The organism is Hwanghaeella sp., assembly GCF_965227365.1.
In the GTDB taxonomy this organism is placed as follows: Bacteria; Pseudomonadota; Alphaproteobacteria; order UBA8366; family Aestuariispiraceae; genus Hwanghaeella.
Genome location: NZ_OZ245754.1, coordinates 1,488,179 through 1,513,009, shown reverse-complemented (window position 1 = coordinate 1,513,009; position 24,831 = coordinate 1,488,179). Strand labels below are relative to the sequence as shown.

Here is a 24,831-nt window from a genome sequence, read left to right as displayed (position 1 = left end):
AGGGCCCGGACGCTCCGGCATAGTGCATCCAGATGATGGGACAGACGGGACGCGGGGGGCAGCGGATCATGCGGCTGATCAAGAATCCATTGCGCGGTAGGGGACTGCCGCCGGGGATCGCCATTTCCGAAGGCGAGGTCTGCACAGACGCCTCCGCCGCGATCGCCCTATATAAAATGTGTCCCGCCGGTCACAGGACGCCCCTGACGCCGCTGCCGGGCCTGGCCGCCGAACTCGGCGTCGCCAGCGTTGTCATCAAGGACGAACGGGCGCGCATGGGCCTGGGCAGTTTCAAGGCATTGGGCGCCGCACACGCCATCGCCAAACTGGCCGCCAAAAGGGTCGCCGACGGGTCGGCCAAGGATTATGCCGATGCGCTGAAGGGCGAAACCTTCGTCTGCGCCAGTGCCGGCAATCATGGCCTGTCGGTCGCCGCCGGCGCGCCTGTCTTCGGCGCGAAAGCCGCCGTCTATCTGGCCGAAACGGTCCCGGAGGATTTCGCCGAACGGCTGCGCGGCAAAGGGGCCGACGTGGTGCGCGCCGGCGCGATCTATGAGGAGAGCATGGCAGCCGCCGCACACGACGCGGAGCGGAACGGCTGGCGGCTGCTGTCCGACAGTTCCTGGATCGGCTATTGGGAACCGGCGCGCGACGTGATGGAAGGCTATCTGATCATGGCCGCCGAGGTGGCCGACGAAATCGACGCCGTCCCGACCCATGTCTTTCTGCAGGCCGGCGTCGGCGGCCTGGCGGCAGCCTGCACCGCCATGGTACGCGAGCGCTGGGGTGACGCGGTTCATGTCTGCGTCGTCGAGCCCGAGGCCGCGCCTGCCCTGATCGAGAGTATCGAAGCCGGCAAGCCGGTCACGACCGAAGGGCCCGTCTCCAGCATGGGCCGGCTCGATTGCAAGGAACCGAGCCACCTGGCGCTGAAATACCTGGCGCGGGAGGCGGACAGTTTCATGACGGTGACCGAAGGAGAAGCGGCCGACGCGGTCGCGCGCTACGCCAGGCACGGTATCGCCATTTCTCCTTCCGCGGGCGCGGCGCTGGCAGGGCTGGTTACCGCGAAGGCGGCCGATGCGATTGACGGCCTCGGCCCGGAAGCACGGATCCTGTTCTATGTCTCGGAAGGTGCGATCGATGATTGAGGCAGCCGAACCGGATTTTCCGCAGGCGGAATACGAAGCGCGGCTCGACCGCGCCCAGCGGGCCATGCATGCGGACGGCATCGACGCCCTGCTCTTCACCACGGAAGCGGAGATGCGCTACTTCACCGGCTTCCGCACCCTGTTCTGGCTCAGTCCGACCCGGCCCTGGTTCCTGGTCGTACCGAAAGCCGGCAAACCGATCGCCATCATCCCCGAAATCGGCGCGGCCCTGATGCGCGCCACCTGGATCGAGGATGTACGCTGCTGGTCCTCGCCGCACGAAGACGACGACGGCGTTTCCCTGCTGGCCGACGCGCTGCGGGGATCGACCCGCGTCGGCATTCCCATGGGAAGGGAAAGTAGCTTGAGAATGCCGTTGAACGACCTGGCCCGGATACACGAGATGCTGCCCGGCATGGAACCGGTTGATGCGACGCCGATGATCCAGGCCCTGCGCGAGGTGAAGTCGGAGGCGGAAATCGCCACCATCGCCGAGATCTGCGCGATAGCATCGCGCGCCTTCGCCAATGCGCCAAAGCTCTTCCATGAAGGGCAACCCCTGAAGGAAACCTTTCGATCCTTCAAGATCGACCTGCTGCGCGAAGGGGCGGAAGACGTCCCCTACCTTGTCGGCGGCGCGGACCAGGGCGGCTATGCGGATGTTATTTCTCCGCCGGGCGTGAAGCCGCTGCGCGCCGGCGATGTTCTGATGCTGGATACCGGGGCAACCCTGCGCGGCTATTATTGCGACTTCGACCGCAACTGGGCATTCGGCCATGCCAGCGACGCGGCGAAACGCGCCTACCGCACGCTCTACGAAGCAACCGACGCGGCATTAGCGGTTGCAAGACCGGGCGCCACCTGTCGCGACCTTTACAACGCCATGGCAGCCGTGATCGATCCGGAAGGCAAGACCGGCGGCGGTGATGTCGGCCGATACGGCCATGGGCTGGGCATGCAATTGACCGAAAGCCCGTCCAATATCCATTTCGATATGACGGTGATGAAACCCGGCATGGTCATGACCTTGGAACCGGGGATGGAGGTCGCGGACGGCAAGATCATGGTGCATGAGGAAAATCTGCTCATCACCGACGGCCCGCCGGTTCTCCTCTCCGAACGCGCCGCACCGGAATTGCCGATCCTCTGACGCGAAAGCTAGTCCGCCGCGTAAGGGGTCAGTTCGGGGATCTGCCGGAATGCCTCGCGCAACCGGCTGATCCAGGTATGCCCGGCCTCGTAAATCGGCACCGCCCGGTCCAGCATTTCCCGAATACGGTCCGGCGCCTGCGCCATCGCCCAGGCCTTTTCCGCCGAACCCGACGGATCGGCGTAATCGATGAACAACAGGCTCTCCCCGTCGGTGAAGCTTTCCTCGACGAAGCGGCTCGGATCGGTCAGGGGCAGGCATCCGTTCGCCAGCGCGAACCAGATGCGCTCGTGCCCGCCGCCGGCGAGGACGAAGACTGGGTTCAACAGGATCCGCGTTTCCTGCAGGACCTGCAGCGCCTGTTTTCCCTGAATTGGGCCATGAAACCTGTGCCCGCGATCGGTGACGCCCGGGATAGCCTGATCGACCGGTCCGAAAATGTCGATCGGCCGATCAGCGAAACCGCGCAGCACCTCCAGACGCCGATGCGCCTCCACCCAGTGCTGCATCGCCCACAGCACCTCACACATCGCTTCCCGGGGCAGGACGGCCATCGGATTTTCCCCACGTCCCAGACAGGTCGACCGATAGGCACGATAGATCTCCTCGCCGCTGTCGCGGCTCAAATCCGCCGCCTGCCGGAACAGGGCCAAGAGGGCCGGATCGCCGCCCAGGGCCGCGTGATCGAATTGCCCGGACGGCTCCGGGTTCTCGACCTTGCCGATGAAGGCGACCGGCAACGCCCTGTCACCCGGATCCTTGCCGCGGTCGACCGTCACCGGCCCGCCATGCGGCAAAAAAACGGGGCGGATCGGCAGGCCGGAATCCTGATGGAATTCCAGGAACCGCCGATCGCTGTATCCGACATAGCTGCCTTCCGGCATGGCGCGCAGCAGGGTAAAGGACCCGAACGGGGCGTCGGACAGATAGATCAGCTTGTTCCGCTCGGCACTGAAGGGAAGCGAATGGAACGGAATCTGCCCGGTCGTATCGAGGGAGAACATGGGTTCCCCGGTGTCGCACGCCTGTTTCATCGCCAGGAATTGCCGGGCATCCGCCGCGTCGTCACGACCGAAAAGATGGCTTCTGGCATCCGGAAAAAAGTGCCGTACGGCCTTCACGATTTCCCGGTCCGTATAGGGGATCAGCGAATACTGCTCGGTCGCGTGATGACTGACGAAAAAACGCACATTCTCCTCCCGCGCGCCAATTCCCGTCTGCTTGGAACAATCGGCGACTGCCCATCCTATTTCCACTTCGCGGGCAGTGAAACGCTCGCGTAACGGGAAAGCGGACGAGACCGCCTTGCGCGGCGAAAACGGATGAGAACCGGTCGGGCATCGCCCCTCCTGCGAACGTGAACGACCGTGTTACCCGCCCTCACCCCGCACTTTTCCCTTTTCGACATCCATATTAGTGGATAGTTAACTCTATACAGTCGACAATAGGACTGATTGTAAGGGGTGTTACCTCGATTACCTGGGGTAAGGGGTTTTGTATGGAATGGGTTTCCAAGAAACCTGAATTTGTCGGGAACCTGGATGAAATCTCGGCTCGCTGTAAAACCGAGTCGGGCCGCAGGCTCATTGCCGGATATGCAAAGTATCTCCACGCGAACGGCAACCACCCGCCAAAATTCACCGATCTCGACATATCGGATTTCGCCGCGTCCACACCGCATATTGCCCTCGGCTCCGTCATCAAAGACCATCGATGTGAATTCCGGATTATCGGCGAAAACCTCCGGGAACGGATGAGTTTTCCGACCGCCCGGGTGAACTACTACGATTATGTGCCGACCGACCGCGTCGCCTCCGTGAAACGGGTAATGGAAATGGTCGTCGAGACGCCCTGCGGCTTCCGTGCCGACCTGCAGCAGGTCTACACCTCCGGACAATTAATGTATGCGGAAGCCGTCGCCCTGCCCCTGGCCCCGGCCAGGGACGGCGAGGCGGGTCAGATCCTGTTCTCGGACCAGACGACGGAAGACCTGGGATTCGGCCCGAAGGAAAACCAGGCCTTGCTCGGCGCCAACCTAGTGAGACGCGACATCATCGATATCGGCCACGGGATTGATCACACTTTCGAGGATATGGTCCGGGTCTAACGCGGAATACCTGCCAGCGGCGCACGGCCGTTTCCCACCGGCGCACGCCGCCGCCCGCCACCGTTCGGGCCGCTTTCTCGTCCGATATCCCGCGTTGCACCGGCAACCCGCATCGTGATATCGACGATGTCTGTGACAACACCGATGGAACGGACTAAATGGGTGTCCTCCGCCCCGCAATCTTCGCATTGCCGATGGCCTTCTCACTGGCCCTCGCTCTTCCGGCGCAGGCCGATACACACCCGACCGACATAGCCCTTCCCGAAGAATTACAGCACTCCGTGATCGCGCCGGTCTGGCCGGCGATTCAGGAGTTCTATGCCGCACGGGACAATGCGCCCCTATGGCTTGAGGACGGCAAGCCGAACAGCCGCGCGAAGAAGGCTCTCGCCCATCTCGCCGCGGCGGACCAGGAAGGACTGGACCCGACCCATTACGACGCGCCCGCGTTGATTGCGCGGATCGCCGCAGACGGCCCGCACGGCCTGCTGCTGGACCTGGAAATCACCGGCCAGGTTCTGCATTTCCTGTACGAAGTGCGGCATGGCCGACTGCCGGACACCGACGGCACCGAGGCCGGCGCTGCCTTTGACGCCGTTCAGGCACTGACCATGTTGACCGAAGCGCCGGATATCGCAGTGGCGCTGCAAAACGCGGTACCGGGCAATGCGCCCTATCGGGCGCTGCGGCGGGCACTCTCCACCTACCGCGCCATAGCGACATCGGTAGAAATGGCGCCGATCCCGGCCGGCCCCTCGATCAAACCGGGCATGGCCGATCCCCGCGTTCCGCTCATCCGCGACCGCCTCGGCAAGCTCGGTGACCTCGTCGCAAAACCCAACGGGACCGAGGGCGAACTCTACGACCCGGTTCTCGTCCAATCCGTGATCCGTTTCCAAAAACGGCACGGGCTGGAGCCGGACGGCGTGGTCGGCAAGAACACCTTGGCGGAGATGAATATTTCGATCGCGGCGCGCATCGATCAGATTGCCGTCAACATGGAACGCTGGCGCTGGCTGCCCAGCGATCTGGGCAACGACTATATCCTGGTGAACATCGCCGGTTTCCGCCTGGAAGTCTTCGAACTGGGCGTCCCCAGCCTGGAAATGGCGGTCGTTGTCGGACGTCCCTTCCGGCGCACGCCCGTCTTCTCGGCCGCGATATCCTACCTTGAATTCAGCCCGACCTGGACGGTCCCGCCGACCATCCTTCGGGAAGACATCATCCCGGGCATGCGGAAGGACCCGGAGTTTCTTGCCAAGAAAGGCATCCGCATCTTCAGCAGCTGGAACCACGACGCCCAGGTGATCGATCCGCAGGCGATCGATTGGCAGGCCCCGACCTCGCAGCTCATGTCCTACCGCTATGTCCAGCCGGCGGGGCCGAAGAACGCGCTCGGTCGGGTCAAGTTCATGTTCCCGAACAAATACAGCGTCTACCTGCACGATACGCCGGACAAGAATCTGTTCGGCCGTGCCAGCCGCGCTTTCAGTTCCGGCTGTATCCGGGTCGAGCAACCGACGGCGCTCGCGACCCTGCTGCTGGCGGATCAACCGAAATGGACCGGACCGGAAATCGACAAGGCGATGAACCTGGACAGTCCGGTCAAAGTGCCGCTGAACAAACAGATGCCGATCTACATCACCTATGCGACCGCCTGGGTCGGCGAGGGCGGAACGATTGAATTTCGGCCGGATATTTACGAGCGCGACGCAACCCTGCAGGAGTCCCTGCGGAGCAGCCCGAAATAAGGCAATTTCGCGGCAAGCGCGAATACTGATAGAAAAAATGTGGAAATAATGGCATTCGTTAGCCATTCGTTAGCAAATTTGCAGAAAAATCTTCAACGGATATCGAAGGAGCCGAAGATTGATCACCAACCCCGTTAGTCGACGTGGTTTCATTACCCAGGCCATTGCCCTCTCGGCCGTGTTGGGCAGCGGACCTGCATTCGCCCTGCAACGGGCGGAGCACCGAACCTTGACGGTGGAAAGCCTGCATACGGGTGAAAAATGCAAGGCGACCTTCTGGGAACAAGGACATTACAACCCGGATGCCCTGGCCGAGTTGAACACCATCATGCGGGACCACCGAACCGGTGATGTCTTCGAGATCGACCAGAATCTGTACGACGCGCTCTATGCCCTGTCGGCAGTGGTCGAAGCCCAGCCCCGCTTTCAATTGATTTCCGGATACCGTTCGCCGAAGACCAATGCGAAACTGGCCGCTAACGGAAACGGTGTCGCCAAGAAGAGCTATCACATGCGCGGTATGGCCTCGGACATTCGGGCCGAACGCGTGGACCTGGACCGTCTGCACAAGGCCGCGAAGGCCCTAAAGGCCGGCGGCGTCGGCAAGTATGTAAGATCCAACTTCGTCCATGTGGATGTCGGCCCGGTACGTTACTGGTAACTCACGGGCACGGGTTAATCGGATTGCGTTTCGGGGCGGCTTTGAGCCGCCCCGTCCTTTTCACCCCTCGGCCACGCCCCTTCTTCGCCCCACCTTCATCGCAAGGCGAAAGCGATCGACACCAACAGGATGACGACGCTGACCCCATAGACGATGGTCAGAAGTTTCTGTCTTTCCGTCATTTCCCTGCCCCTTTGAAACGGGATCAATCGTAATAAAAGCGCTCGGACAGGATCCGGCTCGACGGGACACCGTCGGACAGCAATGCCTTTTCTATCCGTTCGATCAACGGCAACGGACCGCAAATTACATGCAGCCAGTCGGCGGCGTCGCGGTTCCGGAATGCCTCGGCCAGCGCGGCCTCGTCGATCACCCCTGTCCGGCCCCGCCAGTCCGCCGGCGGTTCCATGAGGAAATGCTCGACCTGCAGGTCCATGCGCCGTGCGGCTTCCTGCAATTCCTCGCGATAGACGATCTGGTCCGCCGCCCGGTTGCCATAAAGAAGCATTACCGGTCGGGGATCGCCGCTTTCGCGCAATTCCCGAAGGATCGACAGGATCGGGGCGATGCCGACACCGCCGGCATAAAGGGCGATCCCCGCGCCGCCTCGGCCGGCGATCGTCATGTTGCCATGCGGCCCGTCGACATAGGCCCGCGTGCCTGTCGCGATGCCGCCCAGGCTGCGGGTGAAATCCCCGACCTCCTTGATGACGAAAGCGAGTTCCCCCCGCTGCGACGGCGCGGAGGCGATCGAGAACGGGTTTTCGAACAGCGAGAACGGGCTGTTCCCGATATTGAGCCAGACGAACTGGCCCGCCTCGAACTGGATCGCCTCACCGCGATCGGGCGCAATAACGACTTCCCAGGTCCGGTCCGCGATCCGGCGCAGCGAGCGTACTGTATAGGGATGACCGATCTGCCAAAGCGGCTTCAGCACATAGACCCAGACTAGCGTGGTGATCGCAATGACGAGCATGGCGATCCAGAACCAGGTCAGTAACGGAGCCTCGCTGTAACGCCCGGCCCTGAGCACATGCACAGTCCCGAAAACGGCGACGATCAGGGCCGCGAAGCCATGCGACGCCCGCCAGGCCTCGTACCCGCCGCTGTGTTTTTCGCGAAACATCCCCATCAGAACCAGGACTATCAGCGCGATCCAGGCAACCAGTCCCGTCAGCACGCCGGCCAGACCGAAATTGAGACTGGCCTGTCTTGTCACATCCCAGACCATCGGCGAATTGATTCCGCCACCGGTATAGAGAAACGGGTGCAGGATGAGGGCCAGCGTCAGCATCCGCGCCATCAACTGATGCACGCGCATCGTCGCATCGATGCCGATATGGCTGGAAATGAAACGAAACCGGCCCGACAGGAGGAACTCCATCATTACGCCTGCAAAAGCGCAGAGGGCCAGCCCGGAGGACAGGTCGTCCTGCCAGCGGCGTGGCGGCAGCCCCTGCAGCCAGGCGGCTATCGCCGGCAGCAGAAGGACCGCCAGATAAAGCAGTACGAAAGCGGGCCCGGCCAGGCGCGAAGACAGTCGCGGCCAGTTTGGATGCTCATCCGGTTTCAGCGGACCGCTCCGTCATGTCTCTGATAGGTCATGGATGACCCGCCCCCCAATCAGCAAGAAGATCAATGATTTCGATCGGAAGCTTAGCCCAGTTCGATATGGGCGAACACCTCCGATGCATGCCGACGCGCACGCCGTTCTTGCATATTCGCGCCCCGGCCCGTTTGCTACCGGAATGAGCGACCGCATCCCCCACCCGCACCGCAAGCACATAGAAGGGCAACGCCTGCCGGCCAGGTTCGGGATTATGCTGGGTCCGGCGGCATTCGTGCTGCTGCGCCTGCTGCCCTCGCCCGGCGGCATGAGCGAGGATGCCTGGGCCGTCGCCGCGGTCGCCGGTCTCATGGCGGTCTGGTGGCTGACTGAGGCCGTGCCGGTTGCCGCCACCGCACTGCTGCCGCTGGCGCTTTTCCCGTTGCTCGGCCAGGGGTCGATGAAAGCGGTCGCGGCGCCCTATGCCAATCCGTTGATCTTCCTGTTCATGGGCGGGCTGATGATCGCATTGGCGGTGGAGCGATGGGGGCTGCACCGGCGCATCGCGCTCGCCGTGCTGACCCGGACCGGTACTCGTCCGCGCCAGTTGGTCGCCGCCTTCATGGCCGTCGCCGCGGGGTTGAGCATGTGGATCTCCAACACCGCTTCCACCATCATGATGCTGCCGATCGCGCTGTCGGTCATCGCCATCGTGCTGCGGGCCGACCGGCACGACGACAGCGCGGCGGATCCCGCCGGGAACGCGGCGCCCCCCTTTGCCAAGGCATTGCTGATCGCGACCGCCTATGGCGCGTCGATGGGCGGGGTCGCGACACTGGTGGGCACACCGCCCAACGCGTTGCTGGCGGGCTTCGTCACCGCCAATCTGGGTATTACCATCGGCTTCGCGCAATGGATGGCGCTGGGCCTTCCGACCGCACTGGTCATGCTGTTGCTCGGCTGGCTGATCCTGACCCGGGTCGTCTTCCGGCTCGGGACAGAGGCCCTGCCCGGCGCAGCCGATGCAATCCGGCGGGAAGCACACGCCTTGCCGGAAATGAGCAAGGCCGAGAAACGCACGCTCGCGGTCTTCCTGGCCACCGCCGCCCTTTGGATTTTCCGCCCTGTCCTGCAGGGAGTGGAGGTCCTCGCCGTGCCGCTTGCGGGTCTGTCCGACGCAGGCATCGCCATCGCCGCCGGCGTCGCCTTGTTCTGTATTCCGGTCGATCTGAAAAAGCGTGAATTCCTGCTGAACTGGGAATGGGCCAGGAAACTGCCCTGGGGCGTTCTGATCCTGTTCGGCGGCGGGTTGAGTCTGGCCGAGCAGGTCTCGGCCAGCGGCCTCGCGGCCTGGATCGGCGAAAGCCTGACCGTCTTCCAGGCCCTGCCGCTATTCGCGATCGTCTTGATCCTCACCGCCGTCATCGTCTTCCTGACCGAGTTGACCTCGAACACCGCGACCACGGCGACCTTCCTGCCGGTGATCGCCGCACTTGCCACCGCGATCGATGCACCGGTCATGATGCTTTTGGTGCCGGCGGCCCTCGCCGCTTCCATGGCGTTCATGATGCCGGTGGCGACGCCCCCCAACGCCATCGTCTTCAGCGGCGGCCAACTGACCATCCCCGACATGGCCCGGGCCGGTTTTCTGGTGAACGTCACTGCCATCGCCGTCATCGCCGGCACCGTCTGGCTGCTCGCGCCGCTTGTTTTCGGAACCTGACGTGGCCTCCGGGACAACCGAACGGCCTTGTCTGCACCCTGTTCCGCCGCCTGGTCTCAGCCGGACCGGCCGAGCACGGAAGGCGCCAAATCCCAAAAGCACTGGAAACAATGTTCAATTGGTATATTCTAATGTTAATATGATTTGGGCGGCGAAGCTTGGCTTGCCCCGGAGGATGCGCACGGCAGGGAGGCGCTGAAGTTTGGCTGCCAATTGGTCAAGAGATAATCTCGACATTCCTGTCGAGATCGACCGAGCGATCGACAAGTTGGTTCGGAGCATCCTGCTCGACTACGAAGGGTCCGCGAAGACCTATCCCACCATCGCCGACCCGCAGCCCTACGAACGCAAGATCGAGAGCATCTCCAATCGCATCAACTCCCGGATCACCGAGCAGTTTGAAGGCGAAACGAGCCTGGACCTTGTCACGATTGCGAGTATCCGCTCACGCGACACCTACCAGCTTCTGACCCGCACCCTCGAAAACCTCGCGCACGGCATCGCCCTGTACGATGCCGACGACCGGATGATTTTCTGCAACGAGCGCATGCGATCCTGGAACGCGAAGACGGCGCATCTATACGTGCCGGGCGTGAAATTCGAAGATCTGGTTCGCGCGAATTTCGAGGCCGATCACATCCTGGACCTGGACGTCGATGTGGAGACCTTCATCCAAACACGGTTGGAGCAGCACAGGAATCCGAAAGGGCCGATCATCCAGAAACGCAGTGACGGGCTGTGGCTCGAACTTCGCGAACAAAAGACGCCTGACGGCTTCACCTTCATCCTGAACATCGACATCACGGAAAGAATGCTGGCGGAGCAGGCCCTGGAAAAAGCGTTGCAGGAAGCAGAAGCCGCGAGCACCGCCAAATCACAGTTCCTCGCCATGATGAGCCATGAATTGAGGACGCCGCTCAATGCGATCCTCGGCTTTTCCGAGGTTCTGAGCGGCCAGTATCTGGGGCCGCCCGGTGCCGGCATGTACAAAGAGTATGCCAAGCATATTCATGACAGCGGCAAGCATCTGTTGAATCTGGTCAATGACCTGCTCGATCTGTCCGCGATCGAGGCCGGCCAGAAGACCCTGACCATGGAACATATCCAATGCGCGCCCCTGGTCCGGGAATGCGCACGCATCGTTGAAGGGCAGAAGGGCGACAAGACCCTGGAAATGGACTTGCATTTCGTGCCGGACGCGGATTTGACGATCTACGGGGATCGCCGCGCCATTACGCAGGTCCTGTTGAACTTGCTCGGCAATGCATCAAAGCACGTTCCGGACAATGGGCGGATCGATATCACCTCCATCGCCACGGAGGGGGGTGTCGAAATCGCAGTCGCCGACAACGGCAGCGGTATTTCCAAAGACCAGATCGCCTCCCTGACCGACCCCTTCCGCCGGGGCGTACACGGCGCGGAAATCGCGGACAAGGGATGGGGCCTGGGCCTGTCCATCACCAAGTCACTGGTCGAACTGCACGGGGGAACGCTTGCCATCGACAGCGATGTCGGGGCCGGCTCCACCGTAACGGTCTTCTTTCCCTCCGCGCCCGACTGAGCATCTCCGGCCGCGGTCCACACGGCGGGAGCCGCCATCCCCTTTCGGGAGAGGGACCGCTCCTCCAGGCGCCCGCCCATAACACCGCCCCTGTCTATGGACATTCCGGAAGCTCTTGCAGACAGTGGCCGAAACGATCGCCGCAACCGGATCGGGGGAGGATCAGCATGGCGGAAATTCAGGCCGTCGAGGCGCGCTATTACAGGCTGCCGCTGAAGGAAGTACTGAGCGACGCGATGCACGGGGACCATACCCATTTCGAACTGGTCCTGGCCGTGGTGCGCCTGTCCGACGGCAGCGAGGGGGTCGGCTATACCTATACCGGCGGGCGCGGCGGCCGGGCGGTGGAAGCGATGATCGCGCATGACCTCGCCCCCTTCCTGACTGGCCATGACGGCGCCGATGTCGAAGCCGTGTATGACGCGATGCAGACCCATATGCATTATGTCGGCCGCGGCGGCATCGCCTCCTTCGCGATCTCGGCCGTCGACACTGCCCTGTGGGATGCCCGCGGCAGGCGGCAGGGCAAATCCCTGTGCGCCCTGGCGGGCGGCGCCCATGACCGTTGCCGCGCCTATCGCGGCGGGATCGACCTCAACTATTCGCAGGAAAAACTGGTCGACAGCGTAAAGGGCCATCTGGCCGACGGCTTCAACGCGGTGAAGATCAAGGTCGGCAAGCCCGACCTGGCCGAGGATGTCGCCCGCGTCGCCGCCGTGCGGGACGCCATCGGGCCGCAGACCGGCTTCATGGTCGACGCCAATTACGGTTATGAACTGCCCCGCGCAATCGAGGCGGCCGCCGCCTTCAAGGACTACGACCTGATCTGGTTCGAGGAACCGATCATTCCCGACGATTACGAAGGCTATGCCCGGATCACGGCGAAGACCGGCATGCCCGTGGCGATGGGGGAAAACCTCCACACGATCCACGAATTCGAACATGCCTTCCGCTATTCGAACCTCGCCTTCATCCAGCCCGACGCATCGAATTGCGGTGGCGTGACCGGCTGGCTCCGCGTGGCGGGGCTCGCCCGGCGCAACGGCATCCCGATCTGCAGCCACGGGATGCAGGAACTGCATGCCAGCCTGCTCTCGGCCCAGGAACATGCCGGTTGGATGGAAGTCCACAGCTTCCCGATCGACGAATACACGACCCGCCCGCTGGTGGTGGAGGATTGCCTCGCCGTCGCGCCCGTCGACACACCCGGCACCGGCGTCACCTTCGATTGGGACAGGCTCGACGCGGCGCATGATCCCGCCGACTGAAGCGTGCGGCACGCACCATGACTGAAACAGGAGACCGCAACATGACCATCGCACAGCAGCGTCGGCAGGCCGTGACGGAAACCGCCGAACGCATCCTCTCCGTGATCGGCGATAAGCCGACGGTGGCAAAGATGGAGGCGGCGAAGCCGTATCTGATGGCCCTCGCCGAGCGCCGGGACCTGTTTCCGGCGGAGGATTTCCCCGCGCCCGATGGCGGGGCGACGGACCGCACCTATCTGATCTTCGACAACGAGAACGGCGCCGCACTCTATGCCATCACCGCCATTCCCGGCATGACCTATCGCCCGCATGATCATGGCGGGTCCTGGGCGATGATCGCCGCCGTCCAGGGCCAGGAGAAGCACTACCTCTACCAAGCTGACCCGAGCGTTCCCGGCAGGCCGATCCTGAAGGATACGCTGACCTGCGAACCCGGCACGGCGGTCTCCCTGCTGCCCGACGGCATCCACGCCATCGAAGGCGTCGGGACAGAGCCGCTGCTGCATCTCCACTTCTACGGCACCCGGTTCGAGGATCAGGGCGACCGCACCGAATACGACCTGGAAAACGGCTCGACGGATGTCTTCCGGATGGAGGCCTTCGGCTTCATCGAGGACAAGAGGTGAGGCACGGGAAGGACGGCACGGTCCTCTCCGCCTTCCTGATATCGGCCCTGATCGTTCTTGCGTCGCCCGCCGTCGCCGCAAGCGACACGCCGCGCCTGCCCTGCCCGGCCGGAACCCGGCCGTCACCGGATTATGCCGATGCGGATCAGCCGCCCGCGGTGGCGGCCTGGCGCGATGCAGCTGCGTCGGAACCGGAAAGCTGCGGCAGCCGGCTGCAGGGGCGGTTGGACGTGATAACCGCGGTGGCGGGCAAGGTCCGTTTCACCGGATCGGTGGACGATCTGGCCGAACGCGCCGGCGCCATCTCCGAAACCGTGGGAATGCTTTACTGGTCGACCACCGATCAGGATTGGCGCGAACTCGTATCGGACGCCGCCGCGCTGCAAGGTCCGGACGCAAACAACCGGGACTGGACCGGGGACGCGACCAGGCGCCCGGACTTCTCCGCGGCGGAGATGCAATCCGGCGTAACGCTGTGGTTCCGGCAGAACGACACCCGCTCCACCGGCGACAATCTTTACAGCATGCGGGTTTTGGAAAAGACGCCGGACCGGCTGGTCCTGGACGTGGTGAACGAAAGCCCGATCCGCTTCGCCTTCATCGAACGCTTCGCCGCGCGGGCGCTGGTCTCCCTGCATGTCATCGACCGGCTGGGCGACGGGAACTGGGCGTACTACGGGCTCGCCGGTCTGCGCGGCGATCCGGATGCGGAGCCCGCCTCCCTGATCAACCGCACCGCCGCGTTCTTCCGCTTTCTGCAAGGCAGGAAAGGCGACGACGCGCCGCCGCTGGCGAAGTGAGCGGCCCCCTTCACGGCGCCAACCTAATCCGCCAACAGCCCGGCCGAGACCAGAAGCAGCAACAGCCCCGCCAGGAACAGCACGGCAAGACGCGCGGCGGTCAGGCGCGGCGGCGCCGGCGGCCGCTTCCGCATCAACGGGTTGCTGTTTCCGTCACCCGCGGCCGGCCTGATACCCGTGGACACCATCGACATTCACCTCCCGCGCCGCGCGAGATCCCGCAGCGCCAACTTTCTTCCGACGGCAGAGCTCATTCTACACCATCGCGCGCGATCGGTCAGTATGGCGGCCCTCACTCGGGCCAAAGGGCGGTGTCGGGATGGAACTGGGACCAGGCGAACCAGAAGGCCTGATGGCTGCCCAGATTCGTCCCGTCGGCATCCACCGCCCGGATGCCGCCGGCATCGAGGGCCAGGCGGATATTCTCGAAAGCGATCTGCTCGCCCCGGCGCAGGGCCAGCAGGGCCGCGCTGCGCCGGAAAGCCACCGCTTTGCCGCTTTCGGTAATCACGCCGATGACATCCTCATGCACCGGCAGGCGCGGATCGACATCGCCGACCGGGAAGATCGGCCCGTCCGCGTCGCGCGTATTGCGGAAATCGAAATCGCGGCCCAGCGCCAGCGCCTCAACCAGCACCGTCGTCTCCGGATGCGCCTTGCGCCAGCTGCCCCAGTCGCTGGTGACGACACTGGCCTGTTCCAGTCGAACGCCTTTTTCCCACAGCGGCCCGGTCACGGCCCTGCCCAGGAAGGTATCGAAGACCGAATGGCTGGTGATGTCGTACATCACCTTGTTCGAGCGGATCAGCAGGCCCGAGGTCCGCAGCACCGGCCGTTCGATCCCGTCCGGCAGGCGATCGGTGAAATAGGCCTGGGCCGACCCGCAGAGGGTGCAATAGGGAATACCCAGATGGCGCCCGCCCAACGTGTCGTTGACCATCTCGCGCACTTCCATGATGCGCCGCGGATAGGCCCGGTATTCCCCGTTCACCGCGATGCCGAAGACGATATCCTCGTCCTTCAGCCAGGTCGCCTCGGCCGCGCTGCTGACCGGCGGGTTGTCCGCCGCGGGGATGCAGTTGCAGACCTCGTCCGTTTGATCGTAGGGGCGGTCGTCGATCAGCACCCCGCCCCAGGAGACATGCCGCCAATCCACATCGCCGTCGACGAAAATCTTCTCCCAGCCGGGAATGACGCTGGTGAAGATCACCCGTTTCACCCGCAGATAGTCCGGCGGCGCCGGCACGTCCCAGGCCATCAGGCGGTCGGTCACGAAACCCCAATACCGCTCGGACGGCAGGTCCTGCCCCAGCAGTGCCGCCGCGGCCTGCGCCAGGCTTACATGCAGATCCCGCTGGGTGATGAAGCGCAGGAAATCGGCGATGATCCAGGCAAGCCGCGGATCGCCGGACGCCGCAACCTGCGCCAGCGCGGCCTCTTGCTCCGGCCCCCACAGCGCGCCTTCGGCGCTGACGACGAAAGCGGTCTCCACCGCCTCCCGCAGTGCCTGCGGCAGCGGGCCGGCGGGGATCGCCGGCGGCGCGCCGAATTCGGCGATTACGTAATCCGGCAGGTCGCCCTGCGCCCGCGCCCCGGCGGACCAGAACAGGGCCAGCCCGGTCAATACGGCCAATGGAGCCAATGCGGCGACAAGGCCGACCCTGAATTTTGACCGATATGCCGCCAGCATGAAAACGCCCTCGCCCGTTTGGTGTTGCCTGCGCGGTTCAATCGCCGCGCTCTTCCCGGCTTCAAGCATCCGCGCAAACGGAACGCGCGGCCAATCACGACTGGGTCAGCTTTCGGTGAGGACCGACCCTCGACGGTCCGGCTGCCAATCCCGCCGCCAACCCCGCCGCCAATCCGTCCATTGGATCGCGGGTCGACAAAACCGTTAGGATGCCTATCTGAAAAGGAGGCCGCAGCAGGCCCCTCTTCGATCGTCCAGCTCCATCGCCATAAGTCAGGAAACGCCGCCATGTCCCCGACCATCCGCCAGGAAAGCGACTCCTTCGGAACGCTCGACGTGCCGAGGGACAAATATTACGGCGCGCAGACGGCACGCTCGCTGATGAACTTCCCGATCGGCGGCGAAACCATGCCGCTTCCCCTGATCCGCGCCCTGGGGGTCATCAAGCAGGCCGCCGCGCGGGTTAACCGGGACCAGGGCCTGCTGGACCCGGCGATTGCCGGGGCGATCGGCCAGGCCGCGGGCGAGGTCGCCGCCGGGAAATTCGATGACCATTTTCCGCTCGTCGTCTGGCAGACCGGGTCCGGCACCCAGTCCAACATGAATGCGAATGAGGTGATCGCGAACCGCGCCATGGAACTGCTGGGCGGCGAAATCGGGTCGAAGGATCCGGTCCATCCGAACGATCATTGCAATATGGGCCAGTCCTCAAACGACACCTTCCCGACCGCCATGCATATCGCCGCGGCGGGGGAGATCGTGAACGCCCTGCTGCCCGCCCTGAAACATCTGCACCGGGCCCTGGACGGCAAGGCCCGGGAATGGGCCGGTATCGTGAAGATCGGCCGCACCCATACGCAGGACGCGACGCCGCTTACCCTGGGCCAGGAATTCAGCGGCTATGCCGCGCAAGTGGCATTGGGCATCCATCGGGTCGAGGCGTGCCTGGACGGCCTCTACCCCCTCGCCCAGGGCGGCACGGCGGTCGGCACCGGCCTGAATACCAGGAAGGGGTTCGACGAGAAATTCGCGGCCGAGGTCGCCGCCATCACCGGCCTGCCCTTCCGGACGGCGCCCAACAAGTTCGAGGCCCTGGCCGCCAACGACGCCTATGTCCATGCCCATGGCGCCTTGAACACGGTGGCCGTTTCATTGTTCAAGATTGCCAACGACATCCGCTTCCTGGGCTCCGGCCCACGCTCCGGCCTGGGCGAGATTTCGCTGCCGGAAAACGAGCCCGGCTCCTCGATCATGCCCGGCAAGGTCAACCCGACCCAGTGCGAGGCGCTGACCATGGTCTGCGCCCAGGTCCACGGCAATCAGGCGACGATCTCCTTCGCCGGCAGCCAGGGCCATTTCGAGCTGAACGTCTACAAGCCGGTCATGGCCCAGGCGATGCTGCAATCGATCAAGCTTCTGGCCGAGGCCGCGGTCAGTTTCGCGGATCGCTGCGTCGCCGGCATCACGGCGAACGAGGACAACATCAAGGCCCTGATGGAACGCTCCCTGATGCTGGTCACCGCCCTGGCGCCCGCCATCGGTTACGACAAGGCGACCGAAATCGCCAAGACCGCCCATAGGAACGGCACCTCGCTGCGCCAGGAGGCTCTGGCGCTGGGTTACGTCACCGCGGAGGAATTCGACGAACTGGTGCGCCCGGAACGGATGATCGGGCCAACTGAGTGAGAGTCTGAGGGCGTGAGAAGCTGAGGGCGTGAGGGGCTGAGGGCGTGAGGCTCGGCCGGTCAGGCAGACAAACCGTCAGTCCCGCGGCCCCCGCCCGGCGCGGGTGAAGCTGCCGGCGCGGTGCGTCAGCCCGGTCTGCTCCACCACGACGATCAGCAGCACGAATTGGTCGACGGTCTGGCGATCCGACGCCAGCGGCAGGATCAACCGGTCGTAACGCAGATAGCTTTCGCCGTCGCCGATGGGAAAGACGCGTTCGGAGTAATGCGGCCGGCGCGTCTCGCACAGGTCGTCGTAAAGCGCGCGCGCCGTCGCCAGATAGTCGCCCTCGTACAGATCCGCAAAACACTTGCCGGTCGGGTCGCGCCCGGCGCGGGTGACGATTTCCGTGCCGGCCAGGCGATAGCGGTATTCGTTGCCGCCCTGCCCCCTCTCGACCGCGATCATGGCGACCCTGGGCAACAGTTTGGGGAAGTCGGTCGGGTCGATATCCCGGCGGCTGGGCAGCCCGCCTTCCGGCTTCTTCGCGCGCCAATAGTCGTACAGCCAGACATGGTCCGGATGCGACAGCGCCGACAGCGGCGCGCTATCGGCCGTATAGTTGCGGTTCTGATAGTTGCGATTCTGCGGGTTTTCACTCATTGCAGCCGGACTTTCCCGACAAATCCAAAATCATCCAAGCATATTAGCCAAACCGGCCGGACAGGGAAACGGGAACAAATATCGCGGCTACCCTCAAAAATACGGACTGATACGTATTTCCCTGGCAGAGGGAAACCACTACGTATATATACATATAAAGAGGCCGGGGAAGCGATGCACACGCGCAAGATCATGAAGGCGCTTGAGAAGGCGGGCTGGGAATTGGTCCGCGTCAAAGGCGATCATCATATCTTCAAACATGCGACGCGTCCGGGCATCGTTGTTCTTCCCCACCCGAAACGAGACCTGCCTGTGGGTACGTTGCGGGATATCGAAAAGGTTTCGGGTCTGACGTTTTGAATGCCGGGCGTTCCGGTCAAGGAGGTGTCACATGGCCGACTACATCGCCGTGTTGCGGAAACAGAAGAAAAGCGATTGGGGCGTCAGCTTTCCCGACGCGCCCGGCTGTTTCGCCGCCGGTGCGACCGAGGCAGAGGCGATCCGCAATGCGACCGAAGCCCTGCAGCTTTGGATCGACACGATGGCGGAAGTCGGCGAAGACATCCCCGAACCGGATAGTGCGGGGGCAGTCGACGCCGATCCCGCCGCACCGGATGAAATCGTGCGCCTCGCCCTCATTTCCGCGGAACTGCCCGGCAAGGCGGTGCCGGTCACCATCACCATGAACGAACGCATCCTGCGCAAGATCGAAAAGGCCGCCGGCCCCCGGGGCCGCAGTCGTTTCCTGGCCGATGCGGCGGAGGAAAAACTCGCGCGGATGTAATGGACTTGTTGCGGCTGGATCAGGCTGTCGCCCTGTACGCGCCCCCAGCCGCACGGGGCGACCAAAACCCCGCCCTGGCCGCCCGGCTTCGCTGCGGGTGGGATCGGAATAGAGGAGACGGACGATGCGGTTCACGCGTTTGGGGATCATCCTGTTCACCAGGAACTACGACGCCTGCGTCCACTTCTATACCGGCACGCTGGGCCTGCCGGTGATGTATGCGAAGGACGAGCCCGGCTCGAAACTGACCTGCTGCGATTATGGCGGCGCCTATCTGATGATCGAGGGCGGCGGCCCCGACCCGGCCGAGACCAAGACGGTCGACCAGAACCCGACCAAACTCCGCTTCAATGTCGAGGATGTCGAGGCGGCGGCGGCCGAACTCAGGCGCAAGGGCGTCCCCCTGACGGTCGAAAGCCATCCCTGGGGAACCATCGCCAACTTCACCGACCCCGACGGCAACCTATGCTCCCTCAGGGACGAAGGAACGTTTGAATAAGGTCTGTTGATCCGGGCACCCGTTGCAGTTTCGGAAACAAAGTGGGCAACCGGAGGAGTTATGGGAAATAGGCCGCGATTACGGCCATGTCATCATATCTACGAGACAAACTTGATCCTGAGGTGGTATCATAGTAGTATTCACAATCTTTCCGAGTTCAATTTCAGATTCACTGGACCAGCCATACGTTGATATTGATGGAGGCGGTCAAATGCGCGTTTTCTGGCGGGGAATGTTCGTAGGGTCTGCGCTGTTCTTCACAGCAACTGCTGTGGCAATGGCCGGAGTGAAATGCTCTTGCCCTTCGGTCAAAGCAGACGGGGAAGGTAACTCAAGCTGCAGTGCAAGCGAAAGCGGCGACAGATGCACGATAGACTATAACATGTTTGGAGAGCGAGAAGTTGCAGCCTACCAAGCACTAGAATCGCTAGGTATCAAAGCATCAAGTCCAAAGCCCGGTCTAAACACAATAATGGCACTTGAGGGAGCAGAAGGGGAAGGGGAGCTAGTTGAAGCTGTTCTTCTCTATTTAACCGTGGCCGCAGTCGATCAATACAACAATGACGCCATATTAGGGCGAGATTCTACAATCAATATTAAAGAACTTTATGCCGTCGAAAAACTCGTCCAGTCACAAAAAGGTCAAATTTGGACCGCCTTCAGTAGGTCCAACGCGGAAAAATTCAGGAGTATGGACCGCAGCGAAATTACCAATGGAGTTGTAGGCTCTCAAGACATCGGTAGCGGAACCCTATCTCCTGGCTGTATTGAGATACAAGCAGAAAACCTTTGGGTAATGTTTAAGACATTTTGGTCGCCGGCACGCTTCTTTCCGGGATGCGGTTTCCCCAATTGAGAAAGCCCAGCTAGATGAACGCGAGCACTGCAACAGCCATCATCCTCAGCCTCGCGCTGTTGGTCGGGGCATTCATAGCGTGGTTGGTTCTACGCGATAGCTGTGAACAGGATAAGATCGTTTGCGACTGTGCTGTCGTTCTCGGCGCAAAGAAAGTGGGGGGAGTTAAAGTTGAGACGGGGAAAGATGGCAAAGCGAATGTCGATGTAGGTGCGGTTTTGGAGTCTTCTACCAACGTTGCGGCGGTCCAAGTAGAAGCGTGGACCAATTGCTTGGAACAGAGAGGAAAAGCCCACCGTATTGTGAACGGTGTATCCTTGCCAGCAGAACCAATTGGGCAAGTTGCAAATCGCTGGAAGCGCGAACAGGGATTGCAGATAGATCTCGGCTCTACATCGAACAAAATTCTTCAGAACCTAAAGATTGGTCCAACTGCGGGGCCGAAATCGTCGGTTATTCAAAGCTGGTGCACCGGTGAAGCTGGTTCTTGTATCACGTGTGAACCAACCAACTGGCAAGATGCTGGCGTGCAAGTCAGTGTTCGATTGAAAGCGAATGCACCGGTAGAAAAAACTGTTATGAGCGAGAACTGGAGCCCACTCGCCAGCGAACCTTGGCAAATCGTGGATGAACAAGGAACCCGATACTTTTATCGATGCGACAGTAGTGAGTGACTTCTCCAAAATTTAAACTCTGTTACCTGAGATTCTTCCTGGAAATATTAGCGCCTTGGGATCAGAACGATAGTTTATCTAATTTTCTACCCGTCTATCGAGCAAACAGGATTACGGTGACAGTTTACTTTATTTTCCTCGCTTATCGAGCGAACAGCACCACCCTGCTAAATCAAACAGTCAAATAAGCTGTAACCAAGTTTCTTCGCGCGAACACCCAGCTTGATCCAGACGTCTTCCAGTGAGACGCTTTGGCCGGTTTCCAGTGTACGCCGCCGGCGGTGTTCGTCCTCGGCTTCTTCCCGTAGACTATGCTCCTGCGCATCGGTTTGAGCGCGGTGAACTTCATCGGCCAATGCGTCGAACCTTTGTTCCGATTGGCGGGAGATCGCGCGCAAATGCGCTTCCGGATCCCCGGAGATCGGCAGGGGGTTCCGACCCGCTCATGCCGGCGGTGTAGCGGAACGGAGGGCGGCGGTTCCGACCCTTTGCGGGCACGACCTGCCCGTTGGGAAAACGTCGCGACCGGCGAAAACGCATCGCAACCGGCCCACCCGTTCCACGTTAGTCTTACGTATCAATCGACACGATGCGCGACTGCGGTCGTTGTCCGGAAAAAGGAGAAAGCCCCATGAGCAACAATGTCTATTCCTTGAGTGAGATCGTCGGGTCCTCGGACAAGTCGATCGAAGACGCGATCGAAAACGCCATCTCGACGGCATCGAAGAAACTCCGGAACCTCGAATGGTTCGAAGTCTCCGAGACCCGCGGTCACATCGTGGACGGAAAGGTCGCGCATTATCAGGTCGCCCTGAAACTCGGCTTCCGCTACGACGGCTGACGCGATCCTATCGGCGAAGCCCGGGAGGCCGGGCCGGCCCGCGCGCGGCCAGGGCCGTCGTTTTAGACCTGCAGGGCGGCGTGCCTACACCGCATCGTCATAGTCCACAACGACCCGCGTGGTACGAGGGTGGGACTGGCAGGTGAGGATATAGCCCTGGGCGAGTTCCTCGTCGCTGAGGGCGAAGTTGACGTCCATCTCCACCCGGCCTTCCTTCAGCCGCGCGCGGCAGGAGGCGCAGACACCGCCGGTGCAGGAGAACGGTGCATCGGCACCGGCCTCACGGGCGGCGGCCATGATGTTTTCGCCGTCCCCCTTCAGCGCGAATTTGGTCCGCGTGCCGTCCAGCACCACGGTGATTTCCGCCTCCGCCCCCGGACCGGCCAGATCGGCGATGTCGGAACCGCCCGCCCCGCTTGAGGCGGCGGAAACCGCGGCCGGTTTCGCCATCGGGGAGGATCCGTCTGCGGGCGTGAACATCTCAAACCCGATCCTGTCCTTGGCGACCCCGCGCGCGTCCAGCGCGGCGGTGACGTCGGCGATCATGCTGCCGGGGCCGCAGATCAGGAAACGGTCCACGTCGTCGAGTTCCACCAGCGCGTCGAGCAGTTGGCCGGCGCGTTCGGTGTCGAGGCGGCCATTGAACAGCGGCGCTTCCTGGAACTCCCGGCTGAACACATGCACCAGGGTGAAGCGGTCGTGATAGCGGTCCTTCAAATCCTCCAGCGCGTCGCGGAAGATGATGCTGCCGGTGCTGCGATTGCCGTAGAACAGGGTGAAGCTGCTGTCCGGCTCCGCCGCCAGAACGGATCTGATCATCGACATGACCGGGGTGATGCCGCTGCCCGAGGCAAAGGCGACATAGCTGCGCGCGGCGGCCGGGTCCGGCGCCACGGTGAAGCGCCCGTCCGGTACCATCACCTCGATCCGGTCGCCCTTGGCGATGTTCTGATTGGCGTAGGAGGAGAACAGACCGCCCTCGACCCGTTTCACCGCCACCCGCAATTCGCCCGCGCCCGCATAATCATTGGCCGCGCTGCAGATGGAATAGGTGCGGCGCACGTCCTCGCCCCCCAGTTCCGCCTTCAGGGTCAGATACTGGCCCGGCGTGAAGCGGTAATCCGCCTTCAGGTCTTCCGGCACCGCGAAGGCGATGGAGACGGTGTCGTCGGTTTCGCGGCGGACATCGCTGACGGTCAGGCGGTGGAATTTCGACATGATCTGCGTTTCCTTACACATGTTGTATCTGGCAATCGCCGACTCTCTGGCCGCGAGCCTGGAGCGTTCTGGGGTGAAGGGGGACCGATCGGGATCGATTTGGAGAAGTGCCCGTTAGGCGCCGTCGCGAAGGCGATGCGGCGCATCGGTGATCGGCGGCAACGCGGCGGGCGCTTTTCCAAATCGACCGGAACGGCAGGGCCAAAGCCCTGTCCCGACGGTTCAACTTCATCTCAGACCGCTCTCCCTCAAATGCATTTGAAGTAATCGAAGGGCTCAAGGCAGCTGTTGCAGCGATAGAGCGCCTTGCAGGCCGTGGAGCCGAATTCGCTGATCGGCTTGGTGTCTTCCGACCCGCATTGCGGACAGGCGACCACCGGGTCGTGCCCCATCAGCACCGCCTTGCCGGTACCCTGCCCCCGGGCCGGCGGGGCAATGCCGTAATCGCGCAGCTTCTCGCGCCCGGTCTCGCTCAGCCAGTCGGTCGTCCAGGCGGGCGACAGGACCGTTTCGACCTCGACCGTCTTGAACCCGGCGCGCAGCAGGCGGTCGCGGATGTCGATCTCCATCGTCTGCATGGCCGGACAGCCCGAATAGGTCGGCGTGATGGTGACATGCGCGGCATGGGCTTGCGCATCCACCGCGACCGCGCGGATGACGCCCAGATCCTCCAGCGTCAGGACCGGGATCTCGGGGTCGGTCACGTCCCGCAGCACCGCCCAGGCCGCGCGTTCGGCCAGGTCCGGATCCGTCATGGGGGTGAGTGTCATCGCCGTCGCCTTCGCTTCCCGCCGTCCTTGTCCGTCCAAGGCACCCTACCAGGCGCCCTACCAGGTGCTGTTCGGATAGGCGCGCTGCATGAATTGCAGTTCGGCCAGCAGATAGCCCAGATGCTCGCTGTGATGGCCCTTGGTGCGGCCGCCCTTGACCGACCAGGTGACCGCGGGCTTTTCCAGCCCCGCTTCGGCGAGCACCGCGCCGACATAGGCCTCCCAGGCCGGGCGCAGGGCTTCCAGATCGAGACCGATACCGGCCTGCAGCGCCGCGCGGTCGGTTTCGTCCATCTGGAACATCTCGTCGGTGAAACCCCAGACGCGGTCCAGCGCGGCGACCATGCGGCTGCGGCTTTCTTCCGTTCCGCCGCCGAGGCGAATCACCCAGTCACCGCTATGGCGGCGGTGGTAGCTCACCTCCTTCAGCGCCTTGGCGGCGATCGCGGCCAACTGCTCGTCGGCGGATTTGGTCAGCGCGGAGAAGACCTCGAAATTCCAGACGTCGAACAGGAACTGGCGCGCCATCGTGTCGGCGAAATCGCCGTTCGGCTGTTCGACCAGCAGGCAGTTGCGCCAGTCCAGCACGTCGCGCAGATAGGCGATGGCGTCCTCGTCGCGGCCCTTGCCCTCGACCGCGCCCGCATGGCTGTAGAGCAGGCGCGCCTGGCCGATCAGGTCCAGCGCCACATTGGTCATGGCGATGTCCTCTTCCAGGACCGGCGCATGGCCGCACCATTCCGACAGGCGGTGGCCGAGGACCAGGGCGTTGTCGCCCAGCCTCAGCAGGAATTCGACATGTTGATCCTTATTCATAACGATCCCCG

26 protein-coding genes are annotated in these 24,831 nt (G+C 62.9%); 17 read left to right on the top strand and 9 right to left on the bottom strand.

Going from position 1 to position 24,831, the window contains the following annotated elements; genetic code table 11:
• Positions 1-68 precede the first annotated feature (68 nt).
• The gene (locus tag ACQK2G_RS06675) at positions 69-1,151 is read left to right on the top strand and encodes a pyridoxal-phosphate dependent enzyme (RefSeq protein ID WP_425404246.1); all 1,083 of its coding nucleotides are present in this window, start codon (positions 69-71) and stop codon (positions 1,149-1,151) included.
• Positions 1,144-2,301 (top strand): M24 family metallopeptidase, encoded by a 1,158-nt coding sequence (locus tag ACQK2G_RS06670; protein ID WP_425404245.1) that lies wholly within the window; start codon positions 1,144-1,146, stop codon positions 2,299-2,301. Before ACQK2G_RS06675 ends, ACQK2G_RS06670 begins: the two co-directional genes overlap by 8 nt.
• 8 nt (positions 2,302-2,309) lie before the next feature.
• Here the strand turns inward: ACQK2G_RS06670 and ACQK2G_RS06665 are convergent, their stop codons facing one another.
• On the bottom strand, positions 2,310-3,491 hold the full coding sequence (locus ACQK2G_RS06665; RefSeq protein WP_425404244.1) for a glycosyltransferase: 1,182 nt from the start codon (positions 3,489-3,491) through the stop codon (positions 2,310-2,312).
• A gap of 308 nt (positions 3,492-3,799) precedes the next feature.
• Here ACQK2G_RS06665 and ACQK2G_RS06660 point away from each other — a divergent pair, with 308 nt between their 5' ends.
• From ACQK2G_RS06660 to ACQK2G_RS06650, 3 genes are all read left to right on the top strand, one after another.
• Positions 3,800-4,408, top strand: a complete 609-nt coding sequence (locus tag ACQK2G_RS06660; protein ID WP_425404243.1) for a hypothetical protein — start codon at positions 3,800-3,802, stop codon at positions 4,406-4,408.
• 158 nt (positions 4,409-4,566) lie between these two features.
• Positions 4,567-6,159, top strand: coding sequence for a L,D-transpeptidase family protein (locus ACQK2G_RS06655; protein WP_425404242.1), 1,593 nt, complete (start codon positions 4,567-4,569; stop codon positions 6,157-6,159).
• 118 nt (positions 6,160-6,277) lie between these two features.
• Positions 6,278-6,820, top strand: coding sequence for a DUF882 domain-containing protein (locus ACQK2G_RS06650; protein ID WP_425404241.1), 543 nt, complete (start codon positions 6,278-6,280; stop codon positions 6,818-6,820).
• Positions 6,821-7,025: 205 nt separating this feature from the next.
• Here the strand turns inward: ACQK2G_RS06650 and ACQK2G_RS06645 are convergent, their stop codons facing one another.
• On the bottom strand, positions 7,026-8,234 hold the full coding sequence (locus tag ACQK2G_RS06645; RefSeq protein ID WP_425407621.1) for a ferredoxin reductase family protein: 1,209 nt from the start codon (positions 8,232-8,234) through the stop codon (positions 7,026-7,028).
• Positions 8,235-8,568: 334 nt separating this feature from the next.
• Between ACQK2G_RS06645 and ACQK2G_RS06640 the strand changes: the two genes are divergently transcribed.
• The 5 genes from ACQK2G_RS06640 to ACQK2G_RS06620 all read left to right on the top strand — a co-directional run bounded on the left by ACQK2G_RS06640 (position 8,569) and on the right by ACQK2G_RS06620 (position 14,344).
• Positions 8,569-10,089, top strand: coding sequence for an SLC13 family permease (locus tag ACQK2G_RS06640; protein ID WP_425404240.1), 1,521 nt, complete (start codon positions 8,569-8,571; stop codon positions 10,087-10,089).
• Between the two features lie 202 nt (positions 10,090-10,291).
• The gene (locus ACQK2G_RS06635; RefSeq protein ID WP_425404239.1) at positions 10,292-11,650 is read left to right on the top strand and encodes an ATP-binding protein; all 1,359 of its coding nucleotides are present in this window, start codon (positions 10,292-10,294) and stop codon (positions 11,648-11,650) included.
• A 167-nt stretch (positions 11,651-11,817) separates the two neighbouring features.
• Positions 11,818-12,918, top strand: a complete 1,101-nt coding sequence (locus tag ACQK2G_RS06630) for a mandelate racemase/muconate lactonizing enzyme family protein (RefSeq protein WP_425404238.1) — start codon at positions 11,818-11,820, stop codon at positions 12,916-12,918.
• A 41-nt stretch (positions 12,919-12,959) separates the two neighbouring features.
• A complete protein-coding gene (locus ACQK2G_RS06625) occupies positions 12,960-13,544 on the top strand; it encodes a hypothetical protein (RefSeq protein WP_425404237.1) in 585 nt (194 codons plus the stop codon).
• A complete protein-coding gene (locus ACQK2G_RS06620; RefSeq protein WP_425404236.1) occupies positions 13,541-14,344 on the top strand; it encodes a DUF6675 family protein in 804 nt (267 codons plus the stop codon). The genes ACQK2G_RS06625 and ACQK2G_RS06620 overlap by 4 nt, the downstream gene beginning before the upstream one ends.
• 23 nt (positions 14,345-14,367) lie before the next feature.
• On the opposite strand, the gene ACQK2G_RS06615 is transcribed toward ACQK2G_RS06620, so the two are convergent.
• Both ACQK2G_RS06615 and ACQK2G_RS06610 read right to left on the bottom strand, forming a co-directional pair.
• The gene (locus ACQK2G_RS06615; RefSeq protein ID WP_425404235.1) at positions 14,368-14,538 is read right to left on the bottom strand and encodes a hypothetical protein; all 171 of its coding nucleotides are present in this window, start codon (positions 14,536-14,538) and stop codon (positions 14,368-14,370) included.
• A gap of 98 nt (positions 14,539-14,636) precedes the next feature.
• Positions 14,637-16,034, bottom strand: a complete 1,398-nt coding sequence (locus tag ACQK2G_RS06610) for a DUF3179 domain-containing (seleno)protein (RefSeq protein ID WP_425404234.1) — start codon at positions 16,032-16,034, stop codon at positions 14,637-14,639.
• A 288-nt stretch (positions 16,035-16,322) separates the two neighbouring features.
• Between ACQK2G_RS06610 and fumC the strand changes: the two genes are divergently transcribed.
• Positions 16,323-17,720, top strand: coding sequence for a class II fumarate hydratase (fumC, locus tag ACQK2G_RS06605; RefSeq protein WP_425404233.1), 1,398 nt, complete (start codon positions 16,323-16,325; stop codon positions 17,718-17,720).
• Between the two features lie 75 nt (positions 17,721-17,795).
• On the opposite strand, the gene ACQK2G_RS06600 is transcribed toward fumC, so the two are convergent.
• Positions 17,796-18,362, bottom strand: coding sequence for a PAS domain-containing protein (locus ACQK2G_RS06600; protein ID WP_425404232.1), 567 nt, complete (start codon positions 18,360-18,362; stop codon positions 17,796-17,798).
• 174 nt (positions 18,363-18,536) lie between these two features.
• Here ACQK2G_RS06600 and ACQK2G_RS06595 point away from each other — a divergent pair, with 174 nt between their 5' ends.
• The 5 genes from ACQK2G_RS06595 to ACQK2G_RS06575 all read left to right on the top strand — a co-directional run bounded on the left by ACQK2G_RS06595 (position 18,537) and on the right by ACQK2G_RS06575 (position 21,175).
• Entirely contained in the window at positions 18,537-18,722 is a 186-nt protein-coding gene (locus ACQK2G_RS06595; RefSeq protein ID WP_425404231.1) for a type II toxin-antitoxin system HicA family toxin, read from the top strand.
• 31 nt (positions 18,723-18,753) lie between these two features.
• The gene (locus tag ACQK2G_RS06590; protein ID WP_425404230.1) at positions 18,754-19,146 is read left to right on the top strand and encodes a type II toxin-antitoxin system HicB family antitoxin; all 393 of its coding nucleotides are present in this window, start codon (positions 18,754-18,756) and stop codon (positions 19,144-19,146) included.
• A 124-nt stretch (positions 19,147-19,270) separates the two neighbouring features.
• Positions 19,271-19,645, top strand: coding sequence for a VOC family protein (locus ACQK2G_RS06585; protein ID WP_425404229.1), 375 nt, complete (start codon positions 19,271-19,273; stop codon positions 19,643-19,645).
• A 211-nt stretch (positions 19,646-19,856) separates the two neighbouring features.
• The gene (locus ACQK2G_RS06580) at positions 19,857-20,501 is read left to right on the top strand and encodes a hypothetical protein (RefSeq protein WP_425404228.1); all 645 of its coding nucleotides are present in this window, start codon (positions 19,857-19,859) and stop codon (positions 20,499-20,501) included.
• A gap of 14 nt (positions 20,502-20,515) precedes the next feature.
• Entirely contained in the window at positions 20,516-21,175 is a 660-nt protein-coding gene (locus ACQK2G_RS06575) for a hypothetical protein (protein ID WP_425404227.1), read from the top strand.
• A 167-nt stretch (positions 21,176-21,342) separates the two neighbouring features.
• Here the strand turns inward: ACQK2G_RS06575 and ACQK2G_RS06570 are convergent, their stop codons facing one another.
• On the bottom strand, positions 21,343-21,573 hold the full coding sequence (locus ACQK2G_RS06570) for a hypothetical protein (RefSeq protein ID WP_425404226.1): 231 nt from the start codon (positions 21,571-21,573) through the stop codon (positions 21,343-21,345).
• 233 nt (positions 21,574-21,806) lie between these two features.
• Here ACQK2G_RS06570 and ACQK2G_RS06565 point away from each other — a divergent pair, with 233 nt between their 5' ends.
• Complete coding sequence (locus tag ACQK2G_RS06565) at positions 21,807-22,016, top strand: dodecin (protein WP_425404225.1); 210 nt, start codon at positions 21,807-21,809, stop codon at positions 22,014-22,016.
• 84 nt (positions 22,017-22,100) lie between these two features.
• On the opposite strand, the gene paaE is transcribed toward ACQK2G_RS06565, so the two are convergent.
• From paaE to paaC, 3 genes are all read right to left on the bottom strand, one after another.
• Entirely contained in the window at positions 22,101-23,234 is a 1,134-nt protein-coding gene (paaE, locus tag ACQK2G_RS06560; protein ID WP_425404224.1) for a 1,2-phenylacetyl-CoA epoxidase subunit PaaE, read from the bottom strand.
• Positions 23,235-23,482: 248 nt separating this feature from the next.
• Positions 23,483-24,004 carry a 1,2-phenylacetyl-CoA epoxidase subunit PaaD gene (gene paaD, locus ACQK2G_RS06555; RefSeq protein WP_425404223.1) on the bottom strand — a complete coding sequence of 174 codons (522 nt, stop codon included), beginning with the start codon at positions 24,002-24,004 and terminating at the stop codon, positions 23,483-23,485.
• Positions 24,005-24,061: 57 nt separating this feature from the next.
• Positions 24,062-24,820, bottom strand: coding sequence for a 1,2-phenylacetyl-CoA epoxidase subunit PaaC (gene paaC / locus ACQK2G_RS06550; protein WP_425404222.1), 759 nt, complete (start codon positions 24,818-24,820; stop codon positions 24,062-24,064).
• Between the last annotated feature and the right edge of the window lie 11 nt (positions 24,821-24,831).